Below are 13,880 nucleotides of genomic sequence, written 5' to 3' on the forward strand. Positions count from 1 at the left end.
CCGTGATCGCCCGCCCGTGACGCAATCCAAGGACATCGACGCCCTCGCCAAGGGGGGGCGCACCAATATCGCCGGCTTCGTGCTGCGGCTGGCCGCGCGCATCCCGTTCCTGTTCATCGCCGGGCGACTGTACGGGCCGGACCTCGTCGGCCGCTTCGCGCTCGCCGTGGTGGTGGTCGAGCTCGCCGCGCTGGTTGCGACGCTCGGGCTCAAGCGCGGGCTGGCGCAGGCGCTGTCCTCTTCGGATCAGCCGCACGTCTGCGTCGTCTGGGATGCGCTGGCGCTCGCCTTCATCCTGTCGATCGCGGCGAGCGCGGTGCTGATCGCCTTTCCGGAGGTGATGTACGCCAATACGCAGGTGACCGGGCTCGACCGGTTCCTGCCGTGCATCATCGTCGCGGTGGCCTGGTCCGACGTCAGTTTGTCGGCGCTCGCCTATCGCCATGACGTCAAGGCGGCGGTGACCGCGCGCGCGGTGGTCGAGCCGTGGACGATCTCGATCGCCGCCTGGGTCTTCTCCTTCTTCACGATCAAGGACGGGCTGGTGCTCTCCTATGTCGCGTCGATGACCGCGGCGCTGATCGCCAGCTTCGTGCCCTTCCTGCGCAGCTACGGCCTGCCGCGCGGCTGGTCGCCGCATCCGGGGCAATTGTTCGCGCTCGCCCGCGCCAATGCGCCGCTCGCCGGCGCCGATGCGCTCGAATGGGGCAGCCGCAACGTCGATCGCTTCATCCTCGGCGTGATGTTCGAACCGAAGATCGTCGGCATCTATTACATGGCGCAGCAGGTCGCGAGCCTGCCGCAGAAGCTCAAGACCAGCTTCGACCCGATCCTCGGCCCGGTCATCACGCGCAGCCTCGCGATCGACGACCGCGCCGCAATCGCGCAGCAGGTGCGGCAGGTGGCGTTCTGGATCATGGCGGCGCAGGCGGGCCTCGCGCTGATGGGTTCGATCCCGGCGGGCGCGGTGATGGGCGTGGTCGGGCCGCAGTTCGTCGCGGGCAGTGCGGCGCTCGGCTTCCTGCTCGCCGCCGAGGTGCTCGCCTCGACCGGGGCGGTGTGCGAATCGGCGCTGGTCTACACGGCGCGGCACCGCAACCTGATGATCTCGATCGTCATGCTCGCGGTGCAGATCACGCTCAGCTTCGCGCTGATCGTCGGCATGCGGCGGCTCGGCTGGCCGACGATGTGGCAGGCGGCGGGGCCGGCGGTGGCGCTGATGATCAGCGTCGCGCTGACCTCGGTGGTCAAGGCGGGGCTGCTCGGACGGATCCTCGCCGCACCGGTCTCGCCGTGGCGCTGGCCGCTGCTCGCCGCGATCCTCGCCGCCGCGGCGGTCGGCGGCCTGTTCACCGCGCTGCCGCCGCGCTTCGAATGGCTCGAGCTGATCGGCGGCGAGCCGGCGATCGCGGCGACCTATCTGTTCGTGCTGTGGCGCTGGGCGTTCGGCCCCGCCGACCGCGCGCTGTTCGGCAAGATGCCGAAAGCGGAGGAGGCCACGCTGCCCAATGTCGGATCGCCGGTCCGCTGAGCGGCTGCCGGGCGTTTCCCGCGAAGCGGCGAAGCCGCAAAGCCGCGAAGAGGGCGTGGATGCGGGGCCCTGCTCTCTCTAAATTTGAGGGTAGAGACGGCATCCCCCGAACACCTTCTCCGCGCCTCCGCGCCTCCGCGTGAACTCTGGTCTTTGCGCCTTCGCGTCTTCGCGTGACCCTTCGTCCTTCTGCGAATGAAGCCGACGACGTTGGTTCACGCGGAGGCGCTGAGGCGCGGAGAGTTGCTTGCGGAAGCGGCGTGGCTCATGCGGGCGCACGGCCAAGACCAGTCCTCGGCCGGTAAGATGTCTGCAGAGCCATATTCGTGCTCCCGCACAGGCGGGAACCCAGTGTTCTTCGTGCCGCAGACCGTCGCTCTGCTTGGCCACTGGATCCCCGCCTGCGCGGGGATATGGCTTTGGCTTGGACTATCGCGCCACCGCCGGCGGCGCGCCCGCGATCAGTGGCGGAAGTGGCGCATGCCGGTGAAGACCATCGCCAGCCCCGCGGCGTCGGCGGCGGCGATCACCTCCTCGTCGCGGATCGAGCCGCCCGGCTGGATCACCGCCGTCGCCCCCGCCTCGACCGCGGCGAGCAGTCCGTCGGCGAAGGGGAAGAAGGCATCCGACGCCACCGCCGAACCGATCGTGCGCGGGCTCGCCCAGCCGGCCTTGTCGGCGGCGTCCTTCGCCTTCCACGCGGCGATGCGCGCCGATTCGAGCCGGTTCATCTGGCCCGCGCCGACGCCGGCGGTCGCGCCATCCTTCGCATAGACGATCGCGTTCGACTTGACGTGCTTGGCCACCGTCCAGGCGAAGCGGCAGTCGGCGAGCTCCTGCGCGCTCGGCTGGCGCTTGGTCACGACCTGGAGATCGCCCGGCACGCCCGCGTCGCGATCCTGCACCAGCCAGCCGCCGGCGATCGCCTTGGCGAACAGGCCGGCGCGGTGGGGATCGGGCAGCTCGCCGGTGAGCAGCAGGCGCAAGTTCTTCTTGGCGGCGAAGGCGGCGAGCGCCTCCTCGTCGGCATCGGGCGCGACCACCACTTCGGTGAAGATGCCGGCGATCGCCCGCGCGATCGCGCCGTCGAGCGGGCGGTTGACCGCGATGATGCCGCCGAATGCCGACACCGTGTCGCAGGCGAAGGCCTCGGCATAGGCCTGTTCGAGGCTGCCGGCGGTGGCGACGCCGCAGGGATTGGCGTGCTTGACGATGACGCAGGTCGGCGCGGCGTCGCGGAATTCGGCGACCAGCTCGAGCGCGGCGTCGGCGTCGTTGAGATTGTTGTAGCTCAGCTCCTTGCCCTGCACCTGCCGCGCCTGGCCGATGCCGCGCACGCCGTCACTGGCGGTATAGAAGGCGGCCGACTGATGCGGGTTCTCGCCGTAGCGCAACGAGGCGGCGCGCTTCAGCGTCAGCGGCAAGAGCGGCGGGAAGGTCTCGCCCTGATCGACCGTGCCGAACCAGCGCGCGATCGCGCCGTCATAGGCGGCGGTGGCGGCGAACGCCTTGGCGGCGAAGCCACGACGCTGGTCGAGCGTCGTCTCGCCGCTGGCGAGGCTCGCATAATCGGCGGGATCGGTGACGATCGCGACATAAGCGTGGTTCTTGGCGGCGGAGCGGACCATCGACGGGCCGCCGATGTCGATATTCTCGATCACCGTGTCGCGATCGGCACCGCGCGCGACGGTCGCCTCGAACGGGTAGAGATTGACGACGACGAGGTCGATCGCGCCGATGCCGTGTTCCTGCATCGCCTTGGCATGGTCGGCATCGTCGCGCACCGCGAGCAGCCCGCCGTGCACCATCGGGTGGAGCGTCTTGACGCGACCGTCCATCATCTCGGGGAAGCCGGTGAGGTCCGACACGTCGCGCACCGTCAGTCCTGCATCGCGCAGCGCCTTGGCGGTGCCGCCGGTCGACACCAGCTCGACGCCCTTGTCCGCGAGCGTGCGCGCGAGATCGACGATGCCGGTCTTGTCGGAGACGGAGAGCAGGGCGCGGCGGATGGCGATCGTCGACATGGGGACTCCTTGGCTGTCGCGCGTCCCCCTAGCCGGGGATGCCGGCCGGGAACAGGGCGATCAGACACTTGGCGACGCGGATCGGCGTCCCGGTGCGAGGCAGGCGGTGACGCAAGGCGCGCCGGTGCCGGTGGGGAGGGAGCGCGTCTGCGCCGCGCCGCGGGTCCGCCCGGACGCTGAATCACAAAGCCGCACGGGAGCCCTGACAGGCCCACACGGTTTCCAACAGCACCAGTATTCCCGCGCAGGCGGGAATCCAGTGGCCAAGCAGAGCACCGGCTTGCGAGAAACAGCACTCCCCGCTCTCGCAAGATCTCTGCAACCGTTCTGGCCTCTCCCAAAACGAGCCGTCACCCCGGACGTGTTCCGGGGTCCACGGCGCCGCGAGATCAACGACTTACGCTCCTGCGGAACGGTGGATGCCGGACCAAGTCCGGCATGACGAAGGAGGCTTCGCAGGGGGCCGACGCAGCCCCCCCTCAAATTGCCCGCTTCAGCGCCCAGCTCACATTGGCGCCGCCCGCCGGCGCCTCGCCGCTCACCACCAGCTGTTGGGTGGCGATCGGCCGGCCCTCGCCGTCGATCCACAGCGAATCCTCGATGGTCAGCGAGCCGCCGCGGCAGCGGAACTGCCACAGGGCGCCGCCGGGCAGGCGCAGCAGGGCGGCGAGCCCGTCGGCGGTGGGCGAGGCCTCGACCTCCGCGCCGAGGTGGAAGCGCACCGCGAAGGGGACCACGCCGAGCTTGCGGCGGCGCCCCTGCGGCAGCAGCGCATCCTCGCCGCGCAGCTCCTTGCCGTCGCCGGTCAGCATCAGCTGGCGGCGGTGGATGAAGCCCCAGCGGCGGACATAGCCGTCGTGGCTCGCCTCGATCCGGCTGGCGACATCCGATTCCTGGCGCGACAGCTCGACCTCGGCGACGCCGCGGCCGAGCGTGCCGTCGGCGAGGATCGCGGTCGAATTCGAATCGCCGACGGTCAGCGTCGAATGCGCCGCGGTGGTGCGCAGCGCCTCGGCATAAGCGGCGGGCAGCTGCGGCACCGCGGCGCGCGCGCCGCCGCAATTGACGATCAGCCGCGTCGCGCCGTCGGAGAATTCGAACGCCAGCGTCGAGGCGCAGCCGCCCTCGACCAGCCGCGCGACCGGCGGCGGCGCGGCATCGACGATCAGCACCGCGCCACCGGCGGCGAGCCGCTGATAGCCCCAGTCGCGCGCCTGGCGCAGCGGCCGCGTCCGCACGCCGCTTGCGGCGATCACCGCGGCGAGCGCATCGGGGGTCGCCGGTCCGCCGCCCTGCCAGCTCGCCACCATGCCGTCGCCGTGCATCACGCCGAGCAGCGCCGGCACCGCGCGGGTCAGCGCCGCGGTGACGCCCGCCGGCATCTCCTCGCGCCGCGCCGCATAGGTTTCGCGCAGCATCGCCAGCAGCATGATCGTGTCGAGCAGCATCGCCGGGCTGCGCGACACCGACCCGCCATCCTCGCTGAGGCCGCTCGCCAGCGCGCGCGCCAGCCCCGCCTCGCCGAAGCTGCGGCGCGGATCGCCGCCGGGAATGAGCAGCCCCGCCGCGACGACGCCGCACCAGGCGGCGATGCGCGGCGCGCCGGCGGGCGCCTTGTCGGCACCGCGGTCGAGATGCCGCGCGCCGCGCGCCAGCGTGTTGAGCACGCTCGACCGGTAGACGAGATCGGTCGACGACAGGATCAGCGGCGCATGCGCGGTCCAGAACAGCATGCGCCGGCCCCACAGGTCGGGCCGCCACGCCAGCGCATCGACGCGCTCGGCATAATCGCCCAGCCAGCGCGCCATCAGCGCCTCGGCGATCGGCGCACCCTGCGCCCGCGTCGCGACCGTCGACAGGTCGCGCAGCCAGGCGAAGCTGTGGACGTAATCGGCGAACGGCCGGCCCCATTCGCCGCGCTTGAAGGCGAGCGTGTCGATCGGATGCGTCTCGCCGCGGAAGCTCAGCTCGCCGCCGAGCAGCGCGCGGCCGCGGCCGACGTCACCGATCACCGGATCGTCGGGCACCGCGATCAGCTTGAGCGGATAGCGGCCCTTCAGCCGCATGCCGTGGATCGGCGTGCGCCAGGTCAGCCGGTGCAGCCGTTCGGCGAGGCGCTCGGCGAGGCTGAGCCCGCGGTCGCCGCCGACGCGCATCAGCCGCTTGCCCCCCTCCACCCCGTCCTGGGGCGGTTCGATCGGCGCGATCTCGTTCATCCCGCCGCCGGCACGCCGCGCAGCGCGGCGATATTGGCGGCATAATGGTCCGGCCCGCCGCGGAAGACGGCGGTGCCGGCGACGAGCGCGTCGGCGCCCGCGGCGATGCAGCGCGCGGCGTGCGCGGGATCGACGCCGCCGTCGACCTCCAGGTCGATCGCACGGCCGGTCTGGTCGATCATCTTGCGGATCGCGGCGATCTTCTTGAGCTGGCTATCGATGAACGTCTGCCCGCCGAAGCCCGGATTGACGCTCATCACCAGCACCAGATCGACCATGTCGATGAGATAGTCGAGCATCTTGGCCGGCGTGCCGGGATTGAGCACGACCCCGGCGCGCTTGCCCAGCCCCTTGATATGCTGGATCGTGCGGTGGATGTGCGGCCCCGCCTCGGGATGAACGGTCATCCCGTCCGCCCCCGCCTCGGCGAAGGCGTTGAGATAGGCGTCGACCGGCGAGATCATCAGATGGACGTCGAACGGCTTGGTGGTGTGCGAACGCAGCGCCTTCACCACCGCCGGGCCGATCGTGATATTGGGGACGAAATGGCCGTCCATCACGTCGATGTGGATCCAGTCCGCGCCCGCCGCGTCGATCGCCCGCACCTCCTCGCCCAGTCTGGCGAAGTCGGCGGAAAGGATCGAGGGGGCGATGCGGACCGGTTGCATGGCCTTTCTCTCTAACCGCCTGCCACTCTATTACAATGCGCTTAAGGATCGGCGCCGGAGCGCAATTTCACTGCTCAGCCCTGCCGCCGCAGCCGCACCATGAAGAAGCCGTCGCAGCCGCCCGCCGCGGCGAGCATCCCCGGCAGCGTGCGGACATAGCCTTCGGCATGGACCGGTATCCCCTCGGGCAGCAGCGCCGCGGCGGGTGCGTCGATCGCATAATCGGGCCGGTCGGCGAGGAAGCGGGCGAGCTGCGCCTCGCCCTCGGCGGGTTCGAGGCTGCACGTCGCGAAGACGAGCGATCCGCCGGGGCGGACCCAGTCGGCGGCACGCGCCCACAGCCGCGCCTGCAGGGCCGCCATCTCCTCGACGATTGGCGGATGGACGCGGTGCAGCACGTCGGGATGGCGGCGGAAGATGCCGGTGGCGCTGCACGGCGCGTCGATCAGCAGCGCGTCGGCGGGTGCCTCGGGCTGCCAGCGCAACACGTCGCCGGCGATCACCTCGGCCTTGAGCCGGGTGCGGAACAGGTTCTCGCGCAGCCGCTTGATCCGCGCGTTCGACACGTCGACCGCGGCAACGGTGAAGCCGGCGGCGGCGAGCTGGAGCGTCTTGCCGCCCGGCGCGGCGCACAGATCGATCGCGCGCGCCGGCGCCTCGCCCTGCTGGCGCACCGCATCGGCGAGCAGCCGCGCCGGCAGCGAGGCGGCGATGTCCTGCACCCACCAGCGCCCCTCGGCAAAGCCGGGCAGCTCGGTCACCGATCCCGCATCGGCGACGCGGACGTGGCCGGGCAGCAGGCTGGTGCCGCCGAGCGCGACGCGCCACTGTTCGGTCTCCGCCGGATCGGCGAGCGTGATGTCGAGCGGCGGCGGTGCGGCGATCGCCTGCGCCGCGCCGTCGGTCATCGCCGGCCCCCAGGCCGCCTCCCAGCGCGCCTCGACCAGCGGCGGCAGCGCCGGCAGCTCGGGAAGCAGCACGCCCGACCGGACGATCGCGCCGAACACGCCATGGACGAGCTTGCGCGGGCCGCCGTCGACCAGCGGCAGCACGGTGGCGATCGCGGCATGATGCGGCGTGCCGAGCACCAGCGCCTGGACGAGCGCGATACGCAGCGCCATCCGCGCCTTGGCATCGTCGGGCAGCGGCCGTTCGGTGACCGAATCGATCAGCGCGTCGAGGTCCGGCAGCCGCCGCAACACCTCCGCGGCGATCGCATGGGCGAGACCGCGGTCGGGGCCGTAGACATGGCGCGTCGCCGCGACCAGCGCCTGTTCGAGCGGCTCGCCCCGCCGCAGCACCGCATCGAGCAGGCGCAGCGCAGCGCGGCGCGATGGGGTGCCGAGGGCATCGGAATCGCTATTCGGAGATCGGGGCAAACTTGTCTTACCTGCGGCTGATGACGATATGAATCCCTCCCCTTAGACCGGAGAGCCGCGATGGGCCAACGTCCTGCGCATGTGAAGCCGCCCGCCTACCTCAGCCGCAACCCGCCGGTCCCGACACCGGAGGCCAAGCCGTCGACCCAGCCCGATCCGCTCGGGCTCAACCCGACGCGCTACGGCGACTGGGAGCTGAAGGGCATCGCGGTCGATTTCTGACCGTCGGGCGGACGCGCGGGGGGCGCCGTTTCGGACCGTCCCCGGATCGGAACAATCGTTCGCGCATATGCGTCCATGATCGATGTTAATCCTTGGCAGCGCCCGGAGCGTGTCTTGACGATCGGACGCGGCGCGCGGCGCGGCCTTGCCGCGGGTGGTATCGGCCTGATCGTGCTGCTGCTCGCCGTCGCCGCCTTTCCGTTCGGGCTGCTCAAGCCGATCGTCGCCGACCGGCTCGGCAAACGGTTCGGGCGGGCGGTAAGCATCGACTCGATGACGCGGATCGACACGATCGGCTTCACCCCGACGATCGCGGTGCGCGGCGTCCGCATCGCGCAGGCGGATTGGGCAGGATCGGGAGAATTCCTGCGCCTGCGCGAAGCGCGCGTCCGCTTCCCGCTCTGGCCGCTGCTCACCGGCGCCTTCCGCCCTCGCGATATCGTCGTCGAGGGGCTGCAGCTCGCGCTGGTCCGCGCCGCCGATGGCCGCACCAACTGGTCGCGCCCGGGTGAGCCCGAGCGCGGCGGTGCGTCGACCGATCTGCGCGGCCTCACCGTGCGCGACAGCCGCATCTCCTATCGCGACGCCAAGCGGCAGCGGACCGCCGATGTCGCCTTCACCTCGGATGCCAACGGACTGCACGCCGCCGGCAGCGGCACGGTGCGCGGCACCGCGGTGCGGATCGCGGTCGACGGCGCCTCGGTCGCGCAGCCGGTGGCGGGGCCGTGGCCGTTCACCGCGACGATCACCGGCACCGCGCTGTCGCTGCACGCGCGCGGCAGCACCGACCGGCCGCTCGATACCGATGCGATGACGCTCGACGTCACCGCGCGCGCCGCCGACCTGCGGCTGATCGATGCGGTGATCGAGGCGGGGCTGTTCGGCACGCAGCCGGTCGCGCTCACCGCGCATGTCCGCCACCAGGCTCCGCGCTGGATCGTCACCGACCTCAAAGGCACGATCGGACGCTCCGACCTGTCCGGCCATGTCACCGTCGACAAGCAGGACGGGCGCACCAGGCTGGACGGCGCGATCGCATCGCGCCGGTTCGACTTCGACGATCTGTCGTCGGACGAGGGCAAGGCGGCGGGCGCCGCGCTCGAACGTCGGATCGGCCCGCGGCTGGTGCCGGACACGCGCATCAACCTCGCCAACGTCGCACGCACCGACGGGCGGATCGCGGTGCGCGTCGCGCGCGTGTTCAGCCATGGCGGCAGCACTTCGGTGACGGGGATCGACGGCGTGCTGACGCTCGACCGGTCGCGGCTGCGCGTCGCGCCGCTGACCATCCGCCTCGCCGGCGGAACGGCGCGCGGCACGGTGACGGTCGACCAGCGGGGTGGCGCGAAGACGCCGCGGCTCGGTGTCGACCTGCGCCTCGTCGGCACGCGGATCGAGGCGCTGGCCGGCGATGCGGGCGCGTTCACCGGGCGCGTCGCCGCTTTGGCGCGGCTGAGCGGGCGCGGCGATACGATCCGCAGCGCGATCGGCCGGTCCGACGGGCGGATCGGCCTCACCATCCGCGACGGCTCGCTGCCGGCGCGCTATGCCGCCGCGCTCGGTTTCGACGCGGGGCGGGCGCTGCTCGCGGGCGGGGCGGACAGCGCGCGGCTGCGCTGTCTGGTGCTCGCGCTGCCGGTGCACGGCGGGCGGGGCGAGGCCGCGCCGCTGGTCGTCGACACCAGCGCCAGCCAGCTCCACGGCAGCGGCACGATCCGCTTTCCCGACGAACGGATCGACCTGCGGCTGACCGGCGCACCCAAGGGGCACAGCCTGCTGCGGCTGCCCGGATCGGCCTATGTCACCGGCAGCCTCAGCGATCCGGTGCTGACCGTGCCGCCCGAGGTCAAATCGGTCGGCAACATCTTCAAGGCGATCGGCCGCGCGATCACCGGCCGGCAGGGGCCGAGCGCGACCGACGCCGATTGCGCCGGGCTGGTGGCGCGCGCGCTGCGGTGACGGTGACGGCCGCGCCAGCGCGCGGCTGCCCCGCCGTTCCGACGGCCGGCCGCGGCAAATCCGCCAAACACCGGATGACGAGGCGCTTTCTGCTCGCCGCGCGGCGGCTGCGCCGGTAGGATCGCCGTCATGAATGATACCGCCACCGCCGGCGGCGCCTCCGGTGCCAGCCTGATCCCCGACACCACCGGCGCTTTCACCATCGCGCATCTCGCGGTGATCGCGCTGTTTGCGATCGCGGTGATCGTCGCCATCGTCTGGGGCGCGCGCCTCAAGCGCCAGCGCAAGGCCGCCGAGCGCGAGATCGCCAGCCACAATGCCGAGGTCGCCGCACCGCCCGAGCCGACGCCTGCTCCTGCCCCTGCCCCGCGCGTCGTGCCTGTCGCACCGGCGGCGCCCGTTCAGCCCGTGACGCCGCCCGCACCCGCCGAAGCGATCGCCGCGCCCGATCCGATCGCGAACGAGCCGATCGCCGCCGCCGCGCCGCTCGATGCCGCGCCCGCGATGGAGGCCGCCTCCGCGCCGGCCGATTCGCCCGCCGACGCCCCGGTCGGCACGCTCAAGGGCCTCGGGCCCAAGCTCGCCGCGCGCCTTGGCGAACTCGGTATCACCACGGTCGGCCAGATCGCCGCGCTCACCGACGACGAGGCGGCGCGGCTCGATGCGCAGCTCGGGCCGTTCTCCGGCCGGATCGCGCGCGATCGCTGGATCGAACAGGCGCGCTTCCTCGCCGCGGGCGATCGCGCCGGGTTCGAGGCGGTATTCGGCCGGCTGTAATGCCGGTCAACGCGCCAGAAAAGGCGCGGCGAGCTCGGGCCGCACCCGCAGCAGCCGCCCGGTGGCGCGATCGAGCAACGCCCAGGTCGTCACCGCTTCCACCTTGACCCGGCCGTCGGCGCCGGTGAAGCGGACGTGGCGGTCGAAGCGCGCGCCCTTGGGCGGCTCGGGCACCCAGGTCTCGCCGGTCACCGTCTCGCCCGCCGCGACGTTGCCGCGATAGTCGATCGCGTGGCGCGTCACGACCCAGACCAAGGCCGCCTGATCCGCTTCGCTTGCCACCGCCGCCCAATGCGCGACGGCGATGTCCTGGATCCAGCGCACCCACACCGCATTGTTGACATGGCCGAGCTCGTCGATGTCGTCCGCCGTGGCGGTGATCGACAAAGTGAAGCGGCTCATGCCTGCCGCCGCCGTCGCCACCAGCGGACCGCGGCGACCACGGTCCCCAGCACCAGCGCGGCGAGCGCCACCCACAGCCACTGCCGCCCGTGCGGGCGATAGCGACCGAGCAATTCGGCGATGCCGGTGCCGAACACATAGCCGAGGCCGGTGAACAGCACGCCCCACACCGCCGCGGCGACCGCGTTGATCCACAGGAAGGTGCGCGCCGGCACCTGCGTCGTGCCGATCGCGATCGGGCTGACCGTGCGCAGCCCGTAAAGGAAGCGGAACACGAAGATGAAGCCGATCGGATGGCGTTCGAGCGTGTCGAGCGCCTTGGCGAAGGCGGGCTTGGCCTGCGCGCGCTGCACCCAGCGATGGTTGCGGAAGCGGCGCCCGGCGGCGAAGAACGCCTGGTCCGCGACGAACGAACCGGTCGCGGCGGCGATCATCGCACCGGGCAGCGACAGCATCCCCTCATGCGCGAACAGACCGCCGGCGAGCACCATCGTCTCGCCCTCGATCCCCGCGCCGAGGAAAACCGCGGCGAGCCCGTATTCGGCGATGAGCGCCTCGATACTCAGCGGTCGATCCCGAGCTGCCAGAGCACGAAGGCATGTTCCTCCGCCGCCTCGCGCAGCGATTCGAACCGGCCCGACTTGCCGCCGTGGCCCGCGCCCATATTGGTCTTGAGCAGCAGCACGTTATCGTCGGTCTTGGTGGCGCGCAGCCTGGCCGCCCATTTCGCCGGCTCCCAATAGGTGACGCGCGGATCGTTGAGCCCGCCCGAGATGAACAGCGGCGGATAGGCCTGCGCGACGACATTGTCGTAGGGGCTGTAGCTGCGGATCAGTTCGAACGCGGCCTTGTCCTCGATCGGATTGCCCCATTCGGGCCATTCGCCCGGCGTCAGCGGCAGATCGGCGTCCATCATCGTATTGAGCACGTCGACGAACGGCACGTCGGCGATCACCGCGCCCCACAGAGCGGGATCGGAATTGACGATCGCCCCCATCAGCTCGCCGCCCGCCGACCGGCCGGCGGTGGCGATGCGTCCGGCGCTGGTCCACCCGCCCGCGATCAGGCCGCGCGCGACATCGACGAAGTCGTTGAACGTGTTGGTGCGCTTGTCGAGCTTGCCGTCGTGATACCATTGCTGGCCAAGATCGTCGCCGCCGCGGATATGTGCGATCGCATAAGCGAACCCCCGATCGAGCAGCGACAGCCGCCCGGTCGAGAAGCCCGGCGGGATCGCATAGCCGTAGGCGCCATAAGCGTAGAGGAACACGGGCTGCGACCCGTCGCGCCGGAAGCCGGCGGGGTAGACGATCGACACCGGAATCTCGGTGCCGTCACGCGCGGCGATCTTGAGCCGCTCGGTACGATAGCCGGCGGCGTCATAGCCGGCGGGGATCTCCTGCACCTTGCGCACGGTCAGCGCGCCGGTCGCGACGTCATAGTCGTAGACGGTGCCGGGCGTCACCATCGACTCATAGCCGAGGCGCAGCGTGTCGACCGCATATTCGGGATTGTCGCCGAGGCCCGCGGCATAGCTCGCTTCCGGAAAGGCGATCGGCTGCGGTTCGCGCGGCGCGTCGTAGCGGTGCACCGCGATCTGATCGAGCCCGTCGAGCCGGCCTTCGACGACGAAGAAGTCGCGATAGCATTCGACGCCGGTCATGTAGAAATGCGGGTCGGCGGGGATCAGCTCCTGCCACTCACCCGGCGCGTCGATACGCGCGGTGCACAGCCGCCACATCGGATCGGTGTCGTTGGTGTGGATGAACAGCGTGCCGTCATGCGCGTCGACGTCATATTCGCGCCCCGGCCGGCGCGGCGCGACGAGGATCGGCGTTGCCAGCGGATCGTGCGCGGGGAGCAGCCGCACCTCGCTGGTGACGTGATCGCCGGTGCTGATCACCAGCCACTGCCGGTCGCTCGTCTCGCCGACCGCGACGCGATAGCCCTCGTCCGCCTCGTGGAACAGCTCGATATCCGTCTCGACCGGCGTGCCGAGCCGGTGGAAGCGGGCATTGTCGGTCCGCCATTGGTCGTTGGCGAGGCCGTAGAGGAAGCCGGCATCGTCGCTCGTCCAGACGATGTCGGAGAGCATGCCGGGAATGACCTCGGGCAGATGCTCGCCGGTATCGAGATTCTTGACGCGCACCTCGAACCGCTCGGCGCCGCTGTCGTCGATCGCATAGGCGAGGTGACGGCCGTCATTGCTCACCGCAAAGGCGCCGAGACGGAAATATTCCTTGCCCTCGGCAAGCGCCGGCTCGTCGAGCAGCAACTCATCGTCGCCGCCGGTGACGGGCTTGCGCCACCATTTGCGATACTGGCCGCCGGTCTCGTACGCGGTCCAGTAGAGCCAGTCGCCGTCCTTCTGCGGCACCGAGGATTCGTCTTCCTTGATGCGCGCCTTCATCTCTTCGTACAGCCGGTCGACCAGCGGCTGGTGCGGCGCCATCACCTGTTCGAAATAGGCGTTTTCCGCTTCCAGATAGGCGAGCACGTCGGGGTCGCCGACGTCGGGATAGTCCGGGTCCTTGAGCCAGGCATAGGGATCTTCGATGGTGATGCCGTGCGCGGTGAAGCTGTGCGGGCGCCGGGCGGCGACGGGCGGGGTAGGTACGTTCGGTTCGGTCATACGGCTCTCATAACGTACCGCCCTGCCAAGTCGACGCACGGCGCGATCGACTTTCCGCAGCGTTCCGGCA

11 protein-coding genes are annotated in these 13,880 nt (G+C 71.1%); 4 read left to right on the forward strand and 7 right to left on the reverse strand.

Annotation, left to right across the window (positions count from 1 at the left end; genetic code table 11):
* Nucleotides 1–16: 16 nt before the first annotated feature.
* Nucleotides 17–1,531 (forward strand): oligosaccharide flippase family protein, encoded by a 1,515-nt coding sequence (locus PBN85_RS16790; protein ID WP_037535247.1) that lies wholly within the window; start codon nt 17–19, stop codon nt 1,529–1,531.
* A gap of 461 nt (nt 1,532–1,992) precedes the next feature.
* On the opposite strand, the gene purH is transcribed toward PBN85_RS16790, so the two are convergent.
* From purH to PBN85_RS16810, 4 genes are all read right to left on the reverse strand, one after another.
* Complete coding sequence (gene purH / locus PBN85_RS16795; protein WP_271299696.1) at nt 1,993–3,555, reverse strand: bifunctional phosphoribosylaminoimidazolecarboxamide formyltransferase/IMP cyclohydrolase; 1,563 nt, start codon at nt 3,553–3,555, stop codon at nt 1,993–1,995.
* Nucleotides 3,556–4,034: 479 nt separating this feature from the next.
* Nucleotides 4,035–5,771: a heparinase II/III family protein gene (locus PBN85_RS16800; RefSeq protein WP_271299697.1), complete on the reverse strand. Its 1,737-nt coding sequence runs from the start codon at nt 5,769–5,771 to the stop codon at nt 4,035–4,037.
* Nucleotides 5,768–6,439: a ribulose-phosphate 3-epimerase gene (rpe, locus tag PBN85_RS16805; protein WP_271299698.1), complete on the reverse strand. Its 672-nt coding sequence runs from the start codon at nt 6,437–6,439 to the stop codon at nt 5,768–5,770. The genes PBN85_RS16800 and rpe overlap by 4 nt, the downstream gene beginning before the upstream one ends.
* A gap of 74 nt (nt 6,440–6,513) precedes the next feature.
* Nucleotides 6,514–7,818 carry an RsmB/NOP family class I SAM-dependent RNA methyltransferase gene (locus PBN85_RS16810; protein WP_271299699.1) on the reverse strand — a complete coding sequence of 435 codons (1,305 nt, stop codon included), beginning with the start codon at nt 7,816–7,818 and terminating at the stop codon, nt 6,514–6,516.
* Between the two features lie 60 nt (nt 7,819–7,878).
* Between PBN85_RS16810 and PBN85_RS16815 the strand changes: the two genes are divergently transcribed.
* The 3 genes from PBN85_RS16815 to PBN85_RS16825 all read left to right on the forward strand — a co-directional run bounded on the left by PBN85_RS16815 (nt 7,879) and on the right by PBN85_RS16825 (nt 10,776).
* Nucleotides 7,879–8,040 (forward strand): DUF1674 domain-containing protein, encoded by a 162-nt coding sequence (locus PBN85_RS16815; RefSeq protein WP_081793114.1) that lies wholly within the window; start codon nt 7,879–7,881, stop codon nt 8,038–8,040.
* Nucleotides 8,041–8,154: 114 nt separating this feature from the next.
* Nucleotides 8,155–9,999: an AsmA family protein gene (locus PBN85_RS16820; protein ID WP_271299700.1), complete on the forward strand. Its 1,845-nt coding sequence runs from the start codon at nt 8,155–8,157 to the stop codon at nt 9,997–9,999.
* 129 nt (nt 10,000–10,128) lie between these two features.
* Nucleotides 10,129–10,776, forward strand: coding sequence for a hypothetical protein (locus PBN85_RS16825; protein WP_271299701.1), 648 nt, complete (start codon nt 10,129–10,131; stop codon nt 10,774–10,776).
* A 6-nt stretch (nt 10,777–10,782) separates the two neighbouring features.
* Here PBN85_RS16825 and PBN85_RS16830 read toward each other — a convergent pair whose 3' ends face one another.
* The 3 genes from PBN85_RS16830 to PBN85_RS16840 are packed head-to-tail and all read right to left on the reverse strand — an operon-like array spanning nt 10,783 to nt 13,810.
* Complete coding sequence (locus tag PBN85_RS16830; protein WP_271299702.1) at nt 10,783–11,178, reverse strand: acyl-CoA thioesterase; 396 nt, start codon at nt 11,176–11,178, stop codon at nt 10,783–10,785.
* Nucleotides 11,175–11,744, reverse strand: a complete 570-nt coding sequence (locus PBN85_RS16835) for a DedA family protein (protein WP_037535254.1) — start codon at nt 11,742–11,744, stop codon at nt 11,175–11,177. Before PBN85_RS16835 ends, PBN85_RS16830 begins: the two co-directional genes overlap by 4 nt.
* Nucleotides 11,741–13,810, reverse strand: a complete 2,070-nt coding sequence (locus PBN85_RS16840; protein WP_271299703.1) for a S9 family peptidase — start codon at nt 13,808–13,810, stop codon at nt 11,741–11,743. The genes PBN85_RS16835 and PBN85_RS16840 overlap by 4 nt, the downstream gene beginning before the upstream one ends.
* Nucleotides 13,811–13,880: the final 70 nt, after the last annotated feature.

It is taken from the genome of Sphingomonas sp. CV7422 (assembly GCF_027945725.1).
Taxonomy (GTDB): Bacteria; Pseudomonadota; Alphaproteobacteria; order Sphingomonadales; family Sphingomonadaceae; genus Sphingomonas; species Sphingomonas kyungheensis.